We start from the raw sequence: 13,951 nt of genomic DNA, 5'->3' as shown, positions 1-13,951 counted from the left end.
CAAAATCGCATAACGGGCGCCCGGGGTAGGCCAACAGGACTGCGGGCAAGGGGGGTCGTGGCCGCAGATACTGCCGTGACCAGGCCTTTTGGGCGCAGTTTCTCCGGGGCGTCTCGCCCACCGGACGGCAAGGTTTGGACTTTTCACCAAAAGGCGGGCAAGTGACCTACGGTTGAGCCGGAATCGACTCGTCTGAGCGGGCGTTCTTCGGGTAGAACAGATCCTTACACCCCTCATCCGGGGCTCAGGGCGCGCGTGCGGCGCGCCCGCGCGTACGAACCTCCCCTTCGCGGAGACGGGCCAACCGTCGATGCGGAGTACGGACGCGGTGCCCGCCCACCCCTTAACCAGGAGTGGCCACCCTCAACGAACAAAAGGAATTAAGGGGTCACACGAAGTGGCAGCGGAGATCGTCAACCCTCGCAGCGACAGTGCGACGGACAACAACCCCGACGCGGTGTTCGCACTGCACCGGGGCGGCAAGATGGCCATCCAGGCCACGGTTCCGGTCAACGACAAGGACGACCTGTCCCTGGCGTACACCCCGGGCGTGGCGAAGGTGTGCACCGCCATCGCCGAGCAGCCGGAGCTGGTGAACGAGTACACCTGGAAGTCGAACGTGGTCGCCGTCGTCACCGACGGTACGGCCGTGCTCGGCCTCGGTGACATCGGCCCGGAAGCCTCCCTCCCCGTGATGGAGGGCAAGGCCATCCTCTTCAAGCAGTTCGGTGGTGTGGACGCGGTCCCGATCGCGCTCGCCACCAAGGACACGGACGAGATCGTCGAGACGGTCATCCGTCTGGCGCCGTCCTTCGGCGGGGTGAACCTGGAGGACATCTCCGCGCCCCGCTGCTTCGAGATCGAGCGGCGCCTCCAGGAGGCGCTGGACATCCCGATCTTCCACGACGACCAGCACGGCACGGCCATCGTGACGCTGGCCGCGCTGCGCAACGCCGCCAAGCTGACCGGTCGCACCCTCGGCGACCTGCGTGCCGTGATCTCGGGCTCGGGCGCGGCGGGCATCGCCATCGCCAAGATCCTGGTGGACGCGGGCATCGGCGACGTCTGCGTCACCGACCGCAAGGGCGTCGTGTCGGCGGACCGCTCCGACCTGACGGACGTCAAGGCGGAGATCGCGGGCCTGACCAACAAGACGGGCCGGACCGGCTCGCTGGAGCAGGCCCTGGCCGGCGCGGACGTGTTCATCGGTGTCTCCGGCGGCTCCGTCGCCGAGGAGGCGGTGGCGACGATGGCGAAGGACGCGTTCGTCTTCGCCATGGCCAACCCGAACCCGGAGGTCCACCCGGACGTCGCGCACAAGTACGCGGCGGTCGTGGCCACGGGCCGTTCGGACTTCCCGAACCAGATCAACAACGTGCTGGCGTTCCCGGGCATCTTCGCGGGCGCCTTCAAGGTGCGTGCCACCCGGATCACCGAGGGCATGAAGATCGCCGCCGCCGACGCCATCGCCGGTGTCGTGGGTGACGAGCTGGCCGCCGACTACGTGATCCCCTCGCCGTTCGACGAGCGCGTCGCGACGGCCGTGGCCGCGGCGGTCGCCGCCGCCGCGAAGGCGGACGGCGTGGCCCGCCTGGCCTGACCGGTACCGAGCAGGTGCGCGAAGAGGCCCGACCGGATCCTTCCGGCCGGGCCTCTCGTCTTCCGGGCGCCGCGGGTGCGGGTGTGGGGTGCGGGGTGCGACGAAGGCCTCACCCGCACGGTCGCGGGAGGTCTGGAACCGGGCCCTACCGAGCGGTAGCGTCACGGCATGTTCGCTGCCTATGCCGCCCGAATCGACCGTGACCAGCCGCTGAACGGCCTTGTGCTGGGCGACCGCCCCGCGCCGCAGGCCCGCCCCGGCTGGGTGACCGTGAACGTCAAGGCCGCCTCCCTCAACCACCACGACCTGTGGTCGCTGCGCGGGGTGGGTCTCGGCGAGGAAAGCCTCCCGATGATCCTCGGCTGTGACGCGGCCGGGACCGACCAGGACGGCAACGAGGTCGTCCTGCACTCCGTGATCGGCCAGAGCGGCCACGGGGTCGGCCCGGACGAGCCCCGCTCGATCCTGACCGAGCGCTACCAGGGGACCTTCGCCGAACAGGTGACCGTCCCCGCCTGGAACGTCCTGCGCAAGCCCGCCGAGCTGTCCTTCGAGGAGGCCGCCTGCCTGCCGACGGCCTGGCTGACCGCCTACCGGATGCTCTTCACCAACGCCGGGGTACGCCCCGGGGACTCCGTCCTGGTACAGGGCGCCGGCGGGGGTGTCGCGACCGCCGCGATCGCCCTCGGCAAGGCGGCGGGCCTGCGGGTCTTCGCCACCAGCCGGGACGAGGCCAAGCGCAAGCGGGCCGTGGAGCTGGGCGCGGTGGAGGCCTTCGAGCCGGGCGCGCGGCTGCCGCAGCGGGTGGACGCGGTGATCGAGACCGTGGGTGCGGCCACCTGGTCCCACTCGGTGAAGTCCCTGCGCCCCGGCGGCACCCTGGTGATCTCGGGCGCCACGAGCGGCGACCGGCCGGCGCACGCCGAGCTGACCCGGATCTTCTTCCTGGAGCTCAAGGTGGTCGGCTCGACCATGGGCTCCAAGGACGAGCTGGAGGACCTCCTCGCCTTCTGCGCCACGACCGGCCTGCGACCGGTGATCGACGAGGTGCTGCCGCTGGACCGGGCGAGGGAGGGATTCGAGAAGCTCGCGTCGGGCGACCTCTTCGGCAAGATCGTCCTCAAGCCCTGACACCTGCCCAACCCGCCCGCCGCGACCCCGCATGTCAATCAGGGTTGACGACACCTCCCGCGTCAACCTACATTGACATGCATGACGGAAGCGACCGATCTCGCCGAACGGGCAGGTGACCGGGACCCCCGCGTGGGCCTGCGTGCCGTGGCCGCCCTCCGCAGGCTGCTGGAGCAGCTGGAGGCCGTACAGGTACGCAGCGCCCGCGCGCAGGGGTGGTCCTGGCAGGAGATCGCGGCCGAGCTGGGCGTGAGCCGGCAGGCCGTGCACAAGAAGTACGGGAGGCTCTGATGTTCGAACGCTTCACCCGGGACGCCCGGTCGACCGTTACCGGGGCGGTGGCCGAGGCCCGGCAGGCCGGGGCGGCCACGGTCACCGAGGAACACCTGCTGCTGTCCCTGCTGGCCCTGGGCGTTCTGGAGCCCCTCGGCGTGGACCGGGAGGTGGTGGCCGCCGACCTCGCGGCGGCCCGCCGCCGCGGCGGCATGTCCCGGGCGGACGAGGAGGCACTGGCCGGACTGGGCATCGACCTCACCGAGATCGTCTCGCGGATCGAGGAGGCCCACGGCGAGGGCGCCCTCGCGGCCCCCGCGCCGAGGCGCCGCACCCTGGGCTCCTCGATCCGCTCGGCCCTGGGGCGTACGGAGCCGGGCGGCCGGGGCGGCAGCCGCCACCTCCCCTTCACCGAGGGCTCGAAGAAGGTCCTGGAACAGTCCCTGCGCATCGCCCTGGGCCGCAAGGACGGCCACATCGGCACCCTGCACCTCCTCCTGGCCCTGCTCTCCCGCCCCGGCGCGCCCTCCGAGGTCCTGACGGACCACGGCATCACCTACGAGGCAGCGGAAGCGACCCTGGCGGCCTGACCGGCCCGCCGCCCCGGAGCTACGGGCGGGAGCCGAAGGTCGTACCCAGACGGGCGGCGGCGGCCGCGAGGTGGTCGCGGGCCTCGGCCACCCGGGCCGCGGTCACCCCGTGGTCCCGCGCGGCGTCCCGCACCTCGTCGCGGAAGCGGTCCAGCAGCCGGTCGAGGTCGCGGGCCGGGTCACCGGTGGGCGCCAGGTCGGCGGCCCAGTCCGCGGCCCGGTCCGGAGCCCGGTCGCCGGCCCGGTCCGAGGGCCGGTCCTCGCCCGGCGCCGCGCCGGCCTTGCCTGCCGCGCCCGGTCCGTGCGTGCCGCCGAGCCAGGCTCCGGCGAGACTGCCCAGCACACCGCCGGACTTGGCGAACTGCTCCTGGAGCTGGGCCGCGATGCGCTGGACCTCCTCGCGGGCCCGGTCCTGGGCCTCCTTGGCCTGGCGGCGGGCCGTCTGCGCCTCCTCGCGGGCCCGGCGGCTCTCGTCCTTCGCCCGACGGGCCTGCTCCTTCCACTCCTGCCTGGCCTTGCGCAGCTCCTCCTTGGCCGCCTGCCAGGAGTCGTCCTCGCCCACCCGGGTCGCCGACGCCGAGGCCGCCGCCCGCATCTCGCGCCGCAGGTCCCCCGCGGCGCCGCGGACGTCGCTGCGGATCTCGGCGGCCAGTTCGGTGACCGAGTCGCGGATCTCCAGCTCCAGGTCGGCCAGTTCGCCGCTGCGGTCCGCCAGCTCGGCGCGGCCCGCCTCGGTGATGGAGTACACCTTGCGCCCGCCCTCGGTGGCGTGGGTGACCAGACCCTCCGCCTCCAGCTTGGCCAGGCGCGGGTAGACCGTGCCCGCGGAGGGGGCGTAGAGGCCCTGGAAGCGCTCCTCCAGCAGCCGGATCACCTCGTACCCGTGGCGCGGCGCCTCGTCCAGCAGCTTGAGGAGGTAGAGGCGGAGGCGGCCGTGGGCGAAGACGGGCGGCATGTCAGAGCACCTTCTTGTCGAGCGCGAGCGGAGCGGCGGGGGCGGCGGCGTCGGCCGGCGGGCGGCGCAGCAGCGCGATGGCGCCGGAGACCGTGGTGGCCCGCAGGGTGCCGGCGCCGGAACCGAGGGTGCCGGTGATCCGCTTGGCGCCGAGCTGGCCGGAGACCCGCAGGTCCTCGAAGGCGTTGGAGACGCCGCCGGTGGCGGTGTTGGCCTCCACGCGGGCGTCCGCGGGGTGCGGGAGGCGGATCGCCACCTCGCCGGAGACGGAGTTCAGGGCGATGTCCACGGGGCGTGCGGCGTCCTGGCCGGGGTCGAGGTCGATCAGCATGTCGCCGCTGACCGAGTCGGCCCGTACGCTCGCCCCCGCGCCGTCGACGACGGTCAGGCCGCCGGAGACGGAGTGGAAGCCGAGGTCGCCGGTGACGGACTGGGCCTCGACGCTGCCGGAGACGGTGTGCGCCTTGACCCGGCCGGACAGCCCGACGAGCGTGGCGTCGCCGGAGACCCCCTTGACGTCGGTGGCGGCGCGGATGCCGGAGACGAAGGCGCCCGCGTCGACCGTGGCCACGTGGACGCGGGTGGCGGCGGGCACGGTGAGGGTGACCACCGCGCGGCGCTCCCACACCTTGCGGCCGGACGAGGAAGCGGACCAGGACTTCCAGGGCTTGTCCTCGAACCACTGCTTGAGGCCGTGCGTGCCGTTCCAGGGCAGGTCCTCGTAGGAGACGGTGAGGATGCCGTCCTCCTGTACGACGTACAGCGGCGGTCCGTCGACCTCGGTGACCTCCAGGCGGGCGGGGCCCTCCTCGGTGGCGACGACGTTCACCGTGCCGCTGACGACGCGGACGCGGAGCTCGGTCACCGGCTCGTCGAAGGTGAGCTTGCGCGGTTCGGCGAGGTGCCACGTCGACCGCGACGGCTGGGATGCCTGGGGCGCCTGTGACGGCTGCTCTGCCATGGTGCTGATCCTCTCGTGCGTTCACGGACCGGGCTCGACGCACGCAACATATCGCGTCTTCTCCAGACACGATATATCGCGGTCTCGGGAAGTCAAGAGTGGTGCCGAAATCCGCCATTTGGGGGCGTTTTGCCTTAGCGTGTGAGCATGTCAATTTCCAGGACCCCGACCGGCGGGATGCTGCTCTGCCGCACCGAACCCCTCGCCGCCCGCTCCCCCGCGCACCTGCTGCGCGTGCGCCTGCTGCTCGCCCCGGCGGGCACCTGGACCGTGCTCGTTCCCGAGGCCAAGCCGTGGCTGGACGGCGGGGTGAGCGTGTCCGAGGCCTTCTCCGCCTGGGCCTCGGCGATCTCCGCCGGTACCAGCTGGCCCGTGCTGGCACTGTGGTGGGAGGGCGGCCGCGCCGGCTTCTCGCTGGCCGGGGGCCTGCGGCGGACCGTCGCCCAGGAATGGGACGCGGCCGGCGGGCCGGCGGGGGAAGCCGACGCGATGCGGACCCTGGCGGCGCGGCTCGGGCTGGATCCCGTACTCGACCTGGAGGAGCTGGAACGGCTCACCCGCCCCGACACCGAGCCGGGCGTGGACGGCGGGGCGCGGCTGCGCGGGCTGGTCGCCCTGCTGACGCGCGCCGGACTGGCCCTGCCGCCCGGCCTGGCGCCGGGCGAACCGGCCGACCGGCTGCGGGGGGCGGCCCGGGTGGCTCCGGGGGTCGAGACGGTGGAGTGGTCGGGCTGGCCCGACGCCGTACGGGCCGAGCTCGACGCGGTGGAGGCGGGCCCGCTGGGCCCCTGGCTCCGCGGCCCGAAGGCCCGCCGGCTCGGCGCGGCGCAGGTCGCGGCGGCGGCCCCGCTGCTGCTGTGGGCGGCCCGGCGGCGAAGCCCCGGATGGGCCGCGGCGGGCGCGCTCCTGCTGGCCCAGGGGGCCCTCTCACTGGCCTACGACCGGGCCCGCGCCCGGGATTGACCACCGTCACTCCCCGCCCCCGACCGGGATCGGCCGGGGTCAGGCCGCCTCCAGCAGGGGGCTCGCGTGGTGGTGCAGCCACGCCCGGTACGGGGGTGTGCGCAGGGCGGCCTCGCGGTAGGCGTCGCGCAGGTCCTCGTAGACCTCGGCGTGTGCGCCGGGGCGGGTCGCCAGCAGCAGCCGCACGGCGAGGGGGTCCCCGCACAGCGGCCGGATGGCCATGTCCTCGCGCGGCCCGGAGGTGGGCTGGCAGGGGGCGACCGCCTCGCCGGAGATGATCAGCGAGGTCGCCGTGTGGTAGTCCGTGTGCAGCACCGGCGGGTCGAGCCCGGCCCCGGCGAAGACCCGCCGCAGGCCGTCCCATTCACCGTCGACGGAGGGGTCCACCGCCCAGCGGTCGGCCGCCAGATCCCGTAAGGAGACGATCTCCTGCCCCGCCGCGGGATGGTCCCTCGGCATCGAGACGAACTGCGGCTCACGTTCCATCAGCACGTGCGTCTGAAGCCCCTCGGGCACCCGCAGCGGGCTGCCCTCCACCTCGTGCACGAACGCCACGTCCAGCTGCCCCGCCGCCACCATCCTGAGCAGCGCGTTCGCGGAGACGTCCACCAGGAGGGAGGTCTCGGTGTCCGGGAGCCGCCGGTGGAGCCGGCGCAGCCATCCCGGCAGTGCCCGGCTGGCCGTCGATCCGATGCGCAGCCGCGGGCCGTGGGCCTGTGCGCGGGCCTCCGCCACCAGGGCGGCCATGTCGGCGAGCAAGGGCCGGGCCCGGCCCAGGACGGTGCGGCCGAAAGGGGTGGGCCGGCAGCCGGTCCGTTCGCGCAGGAACAGCTCGCCGTCCAGGGCGCGTTCGATGCGGCGTAACTGCGTGGTCAACGAGGGCTGGCTCACGCCGAGTTGCCGGGCAGCCTTGTGCAGACTTCCGGCGTCGGCGATGGCGCACAGCGCGCGCAGGTGCCTGACCTCAAGCTCCATGCCCCGAGGGTAGGCCGGGCCCGGGGACCGCACCAGCCACCGATAGCCCCCCGAATCCCGCCATTCTCACGCTAGTTGGGCTGTCGAAATCTTCCCGATAGGCCGGCGCTATCGGGCAGTGACATCATCCGCCGGCCAGTTCCGCTCCCGCAGACTCCGGTACCGAAAGACCCACCCCCCACCGCACCGGATGAGTAGGAGCTCCCCCACATGCGCCACTCCCGTAAGGCCGTTCTGTCGACCGCCGTCGGCATCGGTCTCGCCGCCGCGCTCGGCGCCGTCCCCACCGCCGCCGCCGCTCCCGCCCCCGTCGGCAATGCCGCGAGCTTCGCGGCGTACGAGCGCTCGCCGGAGAACGCGGCCGCCAACCGCGCCTTCTTCGAGGCCGTGCAGCGCTCGGTCGCCGAACAGCGTGCCGCGAACCCGGGCGCCCTCGCCGTCACCGTCACGTACAACACCCGCAACGCGCCGAGCTTCCGCTCCCAGATAGCCGCCTCCACCCGCATCTGGAACAGCTCGGTGAGCAACGTGAGGCTGCAGGAGGTGTCTTCCGGCGGGAACTTCTCCTACCGCGAGGGCAACGACTCACGGGGCTCGTACGCGAGCACCGACGGGCACGGCCGGGGCTACATCTTCCTCGACTACCGGCAGAACCAGCAGTACAACTCCACCCGGGTGACCTCGCACGAGACCGGCCACGTGCTGGGCCTGCCGGACCACTACTCGGGCCCGTGCAGCGAGCTGATGTCGGGCGGCGGCCCGGGCACCTCGTGCCAGAACGCCACCCCGAACTCCGCCGAGCGGGCACGCGTCAACCAGCTCTGGGCCAACGGCTTCGCCTCCGGCCTGGGCGCGAAGGAGCTCGCGCCCACCGGCTGAGTCACCGCTCCTCGTGCTCCGCGCCCGCGTATGCCGTGCAGTCGGGGTTCCGGCAGGGACCCCGGCTCCACACCGGGATGAAGACCCCGAGGGACTTGCGCCGCCTGACCACCGTGTCGACGCGGAGCCCGCAGGCCGGGCACGTCTGCTGTTCGTGCCCGGCCTGCGGGGCCACCCGCTCGTGTTCGTGCTGCTGCTCACCGGCCATACCTACACGGTAGGCCGGTTTTCGCACGTTTGGCGGGTAAGTCCTTGCGGAGGTAGGTGCTCACGATCCGGCCGCCGCCGAGGGTCTGCGGGCTCTCAGCCCCTCGGCTTGCGCCACATCGGCCACATCAGGGGCCCGTCCGGCAGCCGTACCGCCTCACCGGTGAGCTCCCAGCCCAGCCGCTCGTACAGGCCCCTGCTGCGCTCGCTGCTCGCCTCCAGGTACGCCGGCACGCCCTCACGGTCGCAGCGCTCCAGCACCGGCCGCATCAGCTCGGTGCCCAGCCCCTCCCCCTGCCGGTCCGGGGCGACCGCGATCATCAGCAGGTACTCGTGCTCCTCCGAGGTCGGATGTACGGCGCCCGTCAGCCGCCCCACCAGCTCGCACCGCTCGTTGTCCGGGTCCGCCACGGCCCGCATCCGCGCCGGTACGTCGTCCTCCCCCTCCGGCTCGCCCGCCGGGATCCGCAGCCACAGGGCGGCCGCCGAGCCGTCCGCGGCGTAGTCGATCCGGCCCTCGGCCAGCGCGACGTCCACGAAGACGCCGAGGAACCTCTCGTGCACGGCCGCCCGGTGGACCGGGTCCGGGAAGACCCAGCTGCTCACCGGGTCGGTGCGAAAGGCCTGGTCGAGCAGCCGCGCCACCGCGTCCCGGTCCGACTGATCCGCCCGACGTATCTCCAGCGCCACTGGCCTCACCCTTCGCTCACGTGTCAACAACCGTCAGCGATCCTAGAGTTGGCGCCCGGATGCGGTAAGGCCCGTTCCGGCACCGTGCGGTACCGGAAACGGGCCTCCCCCGTGCGGGGATGCGTCACCACGCCGTGGCGCTCACCTCGTACGGCGCGTCACGAACTCCGCCAGCGCCAGCAGCCCGCCCGCCGCCCCGAGGTCCGGAACGGCCCGGGACAGCTGCTGGACCGCCCGGCCCATCCGGTCGGCGGCGTGGGCCTGCGCCCAGTCGCGGCCGCCGGCCCGGTCCACGGCGTCGGCCGCCCTGCGGACGTCGTCCCCGGTCATGGGGCCGGCGTACAGCTCGGCCAGCTCCTGGCCCGCCCGGGTGCCCGAGGTGAGGGCCGCCACCACCGGCAGGGACTTCTTGCGGGCGATCAGGTCGGCCCCGGCCGCCTTGCCGGTGTGCCCCGGATCCCCCCAGATGCCGATCAGGTCGTCGATCAGCTGGAAGGCCAGGCCCGCCTCCCGGCCGAAGGCGTCCATGGCGTCGACCTCGTCCGGTCCGGCCCCCGCGTACAGCGCGCCCAGCGCGCACGCGCAGCCCAGCAGCGCCCCCGTCTTGGCCGTCGCCATGGTCAGGCACTCGTCGAGCGAGACGTCCGGGCGCTGCTCGAAGGCGCAGTCGGCCTGCTGGCCGGCGCACAGCTCGATGGTGCAGGCGGAGAGCCGGGCCGAGGCCGCCGCCGCGGCGGGGTGCGGGTCCTGCGCGAGCAGTCTCAGCGCGAGCGCCATCATGGCGTCGCCCGTGACGATCGCGTCCGGTGTGCCGAAGACGGTCCACGCGGTGGCCCGGCCCCGCCGGCGGACGTCCTTGTCGATGACGTCGTCGTGGAGCAGCGTGAAGTTGTGTGCCAGCTCCACGGCGACGGCCGCCCGTACGGCGTGGTCGACGGGGCCGAGGCCGTGGTCCTGCAGGGCCTGGGCCGCGGCCAGTACCAGGGCCGGCCGGATGGCCTTGCCGGCGCTGCCCTCGGCCGGGGTGCCGTCCGCGTGCTCCCAGCCGAAGTGGTACATCGCCACGCGCCGCATGCCGCCCGGCAGGCTCTCGACGGTGCGGCGCAGTTCCGGGTCGACCGCCTCTCTCGTACGTTCCAGCAGGGCCGCGGCCTCCTGGCCCTCGCCGGTCGCGATGGTGTTCACCTCGCTCAGCGCCGGCGGCCGATCTCGACGTTCTCCAGTACGCCGATCGCGTCCGGTACCAGCACCGCGGCGGAGAAGTAGGCGGTGACCAGGTACGAGATGATCGCCTGCTCGCTGATCCCCATGAAGCGGACCGACATGCTCGGCTCGATCTCGTCCGGGATGCCCGGCTGGTGCAGGCCGACCACGCCCTGCTCGTCCTCGCCGGTGCGCATGCACAGGATGGAGGTGGTGCGGGCGTCGCTGATCGGGATCTTGTTGCTCGGGAAGATCGGCACCCCGCGCCAGGTCGTCACCCGGGTGCCGTCGACGTCCACCGTGCCCGGGTGGATCCCGCGCTTGTTGCACTCACGGCCGAAGGCGGCGATGGCCTCGGGGTGCGCGAGGAAGAGCTTGGAGCCCCGCCGCATGCTGAGCAGCTGGTCCATGTCGTCGGGGCCGGGGCCGCCGTCGTGCGGCTGGATGCGCTGGTCGTAGTCGGTGTTGTGGAGGAGGCCGAAGTCGCGGTTGTTGAGCATCTCGTGCTCCTGGCGCTCGCGCAGCGCCTCGACCGTGAGCCGCAGCTGCTGCTCGGTCTGGTTCATCGGCTGGTTGTAGAGGTCGGCGACGCGGGTGTGCACGCGCAGGACCGTCTGGGCGATGGACAGCTCGTACTCGCGCGGGCGGGCCTCGTAGTCCACGAAGGTGCCGGGCAGAACGGCTTCGCCCATGTGTCCGGCCGAGAGGTCGATCTCCGCCTCGCCGTACTTGTTGGTGCGCTGGGCGGGCATGGAGCACACGCGGTCCAGGTGCTCGCGCAGCGAGGGGACCCGGTCGGCCAGCAGCTGGAAGTCCTGCCGGGAGAGGGCGAGCGCGGTGCCGGGGGTGGCGGCGCGGGCGGTGTACTCCCAAATCGATTCTTCATCGACGAGCGAATCCTCGCCGAAGTAGGCGCCGTCGGCGACGGTCCGCAGGACGGCGTCGTCCCCGTAGGGGCCGGGGCCGATCTGGTCGATGCGGCCGTGCGCGAGCAGGAAGACCTCGCCGGAGGGGCTGCCGAAGGAGGTGAGCTCCTGGCCGGCCTCGAAGTCGATCTGGCGGCACCGCTGGGCGAGCTCGCCGAGGACGTCGAGGTCCTCGTAGTCGCGCAGCAGCGGGAGTTCGCCGAGCTCGGCCGGGATGACCTGCACCTGGGTCCCGGTCTTGACGAATTCCACGATGCCGTTGCCGACCGAGTAGGTCAGCCGGCGGTTGACCCGGTAGGTGCCACCCTGCACCGACACCCACGGCAGCATCTTCAGCAGCCACCGCGAAGTGATCTCCTGCATCTGCGGCGCGGACTTGGTCGTGGTTGCCAAGTTCCGTGCGGCCGCCGTACCCAGACTGCGCTGCGGTGTCTGGGCCTCGGACTCGGAACCTGCCTGGACCGACATGTCTTTCCCTTTCGATCACTCCATGGATCTGCGAAGGCAGCCTTTCAGTACGCAGCGTGGTTGGACCATTACACAAAAGGGTGGGACTACAGCCGCTCCGGACTGGGCACCCTCTCGGACCGAACTCCCTACCACGAGGGGCGGGGAGTCCGGGCCGGCGATTGTTTTCGGCCAAGCCGCGATCGCACCCGAGCCTTAATTTGTATGTGAGATGCGAATTTTCTACGGTGACCTCATGCGGCTGACGCGATTCACCGACCTGGCCCTGCGCACCCTGATGCGCCTGGCCGTGGTCGAGGAGACGGACTTGCCGACCACGCGCGACGTGGCGGCGACGATGGAGGTCCCTTACACCCACACGGCCAAGGTGGTCGCCAGGCTCCAGCACCTCGGCCTTGTCGAGGCGCGGCGCGGGCGCGGCGGAGGGCTCACCCTGACCACCGCGGGACGGGCCGCCTCGGTGGGTGCGGTGGTGCGCGAACTGGAGGGCGACGGCGACGTCGTGGACTGCGACGGAACGGCCCCCTGCCCGCTGCGCGGGGCGTGCGTGCTGCGCGGTGCGCTGCGCCGCGCCCAGGAGGCGTTCTTCGCCGCCCTGGACCCGCTGACGGTGGACGACCTGGTGGCTGCGCCGACCGGGCCGCTCCTGCTGGGCATTTCGAGCCGGGCGCCCACGAAGGCCGAAGGTCCCTGACCCGCAGGGCCGAATGGCCGGTTACCGCTACCCGTCGGGCGCCATAGCCTCTCCCCGACGGGATCTCGAACGGAAGTCCGCACTCTGGCGGGCCTCTGCACTCAAAAATACGCATCTCAGATGCCAATTTGGACCAGTTCCACCACGCAAGGAGTTCCACATGCTGTCCGAGCAGTCGACCGCGACCGTCCGAGCCACTCTGCCCGCCGTCGGAGCGGCCATCGGGGACATAACAGAGCTCTTCTACACCAAGCTCTTCGCGGCCCACCCGGAGCTGCTCCGCGACCTCTTCAACCGGGGCAACCAGGCGGCGGGCCTGCAGAAGCAGGCGCTCGCCGGTTCCATCGCCGCCTTCGCCACCCACCTCGTCGCGCACCCGGACACCCGCCCCGACGTGATGCTCGGCCGCATCGCGCACAAGCACGCCAGCCTCGGCGTCACCCGGGAGCAGTACACCGTCGTCCACCGGCACCTCTTCGCCGCGATCGCCGAAGTTCTCGGCGGGGCCGTGACGCCCGAGGTCGCCCGGGCCTGGGACGAGGTCTACTGGCTGATGGCGAACGCCCTCGTGGCCATCGAGGAGCGCCTCTACGCCGGGCACCGGATCGCCGCCGGCGACGTGTGGCGCGAGTGGACGGTCACCGGCCGGTCGGAGGAGACGGCCGACTGCGCCACCTTCCACATGGTCCCCGCGGACGGCGCCGCCGCTCCCGCGCACCTGCCCGGCCAGTACGTCTCGGTGCAGGTCGAACTGCCGGACGGCGCCCGCCAGATCCGCCAGTACAGCCTGTCCTCCCCGCCCGGCTCCGCGGTCCGCGCGATCACCGTGAAGCGGGTCCACGGACCGGCCGCGGGAGGCCCCGACGGCGAGGTCTCCAACCACCTGCACGCCCACGTCCGGCCCGGCGACACCCTGCGCGTCTCCGCCCCGTACGGAGACCTGGTCCTGGCGGACTCCGGCGCTCCGGTCCTGCTCGCGTCGGCGGGCATCGGCTGCACGCCGATGCTCTCGATGCTGGAGCACCTGGCCGACACCGGATACGCCGCCCCGGTCACGGTCCTGCACGCCGACCGCTCCCCCGCGGACCACCCCCTGCGGGCCGACCACCGGGCCCTCACCCACAAGCTCGCCGACGCCTCGGCCCGCTTCTGGTACGAGCAGGACGCCGAACCGGGCGACGGCACGGGCCTCATGGACCTGACCGACGTCGCGGTCGCCCCGGGCACCAGCGCCTACCTGTGCGGACCGCTGCCCTTCATGCGGTCCGTGCGCGAGCAGCTGCTCGCCAAGGGCGTGCCGGCGAGCGACATCCACTACGAGGTGTTCGGCCCGGACCTGTGGCTCGCTTCCGCTTGAGCCCTGTCCGGATCGGCTCGCTCGGCGTACGAAAACACTAGCCGCGGAAGGCTCGCCTCCACTAAACCGGAGAGTGATG

General features: G+C 72.6%; 15 protein-coding genes. 8 read left to right on the top strand and 7 right to left on the bottom strand.

Annotated features, from left to right (window positions below):
* The first annotated feature begins 397 nt into the window (after window positions 1-397).
* The 4 genes from BSL84_RS22535 (at window position 398) to BSL84_RS22520 (ending at window position 3,594) form a co-directional block, all read left to right on the top strand.
* Window positions 398-1,600, top strand: a complete 1,203-nt coding sequence (locus BSL84_RS22535) for an NAD(P)-dependent malic enzyme (protein WP_030036774.1) — start codon at window positions 398-400, stop codon at window positions 1,598-1,600.
* 168 nt (window positions 1,601-1,768) lie between these two features.
* Window positions 1,769-2,731 carry a zinc-binding dehydrogenase gene (locus tag BSL84_RS22530; protein WP_030658890.1) on the top strand — a complete coding sequence of 321 codons (963 nt, stop codon included), beginning with the start codon at window positions 1,769-1,771 and terminating at the stop codon, window positions 2,729-2,731.
* A gap of 81 nt (window positions 2,732-2,812) precedes the next feature.
* The gene (locus tag BSL84_RS22525) at window positions 2,813-3,022 is read left to right on the top strand and encodes a helix-turn-helix domain-containing protein (protein ID WP_030013034.1); all 210 of its coding nucleotides are present in this window, start codon (window positions 2,813-2,815) and stop codon (window positions 3,020-3,022) included.
* Entirely contained in the window at window positions 3,022-3,594 is a 573-nt protein-coding gene (locus tag BSL84_RS22520; RefSeq protein WP_045323478.1) for a Clp protease N-terminal domain-containing protein, read from the top strand. The genes BSL84_RS22525 and BSL84_RS22520 overlap by 1 nt, the downstream gene beginning before the upstream one ends.
* 19 nt (window positions 3,595-3,613) lie before the next feature.
* Here BSL84_RS22520 and BSL84_RS22515 read toward each other — a convergent pair whose 3' ends face one another.
* Both BSL84_RS22515 and BSL84_RS22510 read right to left on the bottom strand, forming a co-directional pair.
* Window positions 3,614-4,549 carry a PadR family transcriptional regulator gene (locus tag BSL84_RS22515; RefSeq protein ID WP_075971002.1) on the bottom strand — a complete coding sequence of 312 codons (936 nt, stop codon included), beginning with the start codon at window positions 4,547-4,549 and terminating at the stop codon, window positions 3,614-3,616.
* A 1-nt stretch (window position 4,550) separates the two neighbouring features.
* Window positions 4,551-5,510: a DUF4097 family beta strand repeat-containing protein gene (locus BSL84_RS22510; protein ID WP_045323480.1), complete on the bottom strand. Its 960-nt coding sequence runs from the start codon at window positions 5,508-5,510 to the stop codon at window positions 4,551-4,553.
* Window positions 5,511-5,663: 153 nt separating this feature from the next.
* On the opposite strand from BSL84_RS22510, the gene BSL84_RS36180 reads away from it, so the two are divergent.
* Complete coding sequence (locus BSL84_RS36180; RefSeq protein WP_234308538.1) at window positions 5,664-6,473, top strand: hypothetical protein; 810 nt, start codon at window positions 5,664-5,666, stop codon at window positions 6,471-6,473.
* 39 nt (window positions 6,474-6,512) lie between these two features.
* On the opposite strand, the gene BSL84_RS22500 is transcribed toward BSL84_RS36180, so the two are convergent.
* Entirely contained in the window at window positions 6,513-7,448 is a 936-nt protein-coding gene (locus BSL84_RS22500) for a LysR family transcriptional regulator (protein WP_030031407.1), read from the bottom strand.
* 210 nt (window positions 7,449-7,658) lie between these two features.
* Between BSL84_RS22500 and snpA the strand changes: the two genes are divergently transcribed.
* Window positions 7,659-8,327 carry a snapalysin gene (gene snpA, locus BSL84_RS22495; RefSeq protein WP_030031409.1) on the top strand — a complete coding sequence of 223 codons (669 nt, stop codon included), beginning with the start codon at window positions 7,659-7,661 and terminating at the stop codon, window positions 8,325-8,327.
* Window position 8,328: 1 nt separating this feature from the next.
* Here snpA and BSL84_RS22490 read toward each other — a convergent pair whose 3' ends face one another.
* From BSL84_RS22490 to BSL84_RS22475, 4 genes are all read right to left on the bottom strand, one after another.
* Window positions 8,329-8,535 (bottom strand): hypothetical protein, encoded by a 207-nt coding sequence (locus tag BSL84_RS22490; RefSeq protein ID WP_075971001.1) that lies wholly within the window; start codon window positions 8,533-8,535, stop codon window positions 8,329-8,331.
* Window positions 8,536-8,630: 95 nt separating this feature from the next.
* Entirely contained in the window at window positions 8,631-9,224 is a 594-nt protein-coding gene (locus BSL84_RS22485; RefSeq protein ID WP_030031410.1) for a GNAT family N-acetyltransferase, read from the bottom strand.
* Window positions 9,225-9,365: 141 nt separating this feature from the next.
* Window positions 9,366-10,418, bottom strand: coding sequence for a family 2 encapsulin nanocompartment cargo protein polyprenyl transferase (locus BSL84_RS22480; RefSeq protein WP_045323489.1), 1,053 nt, complete (start codon window positions 10,416-10,418; stop codon window positions 9,366-9,368).
* On the bottom strand, window positions 10,415-11,821 hold the full coding sequence (locus BSL84_RS22475; RefSeq protein WP_030026290.1) for a family 2B encapsulin nanocompartment shell protein: 1,407 nt from the start codon (window positions 11,819-11,821) through the stop codon (window positions 10,415-10,417). Before BSL84_RS22475 ends, BSL84_RS22480 begins: the two co-directional genes overlap by 4 nt.
* A 235-nt stretch (window positions 11,822-12,056) precedes the next feature.
* Here BSL84_RS22475 and BSL84_RS22470 point away from each other — a divergent pair, with 235 nt between their 5' ends.
* Together BSL84_RS22470 and BSL84_RS22465 are read left to right on the top strand one after the other, a co-directional pair.
* The gene (locus BSL84_RS22470) at window positions 12,057-12,515 is read left to right on the top strand and encodes an RrF2 family transcriptional regulator (protein WP_075971000.1); all 459 of its coding nucleotides are present in this window, start codon (window positions 12,057-12,059) and stop codon (window positions 12,513-12,515) included.
* Between the two features lie 160 nt (window positions 12,516-12,675).
* Window positions 12,676-13,872, top strand: coding sequence for a globin domain-containing protein (locus tag BSL84_RS22465; protein WP_030026293.1), 1,197 nt, complete (start codon window positions 12,676-12,678; stop codon window positions 13,870-13,872).
* Window positions 13,873-13,951: the final 79 nt, after the last annotated feature.

This window comes from Streptomyces sp. TN58 (assembly GCF_001941845.1).
GTDB lineage: Bacteria > Actinomycetota > Actinomycetes > Streptomycetales > Streptomycetaceae > Streptomyces.
Note: the sequence above shows the minus strand (reverse complement) of the source record. Positions and strands in the feature narration are given on the sequence as shown.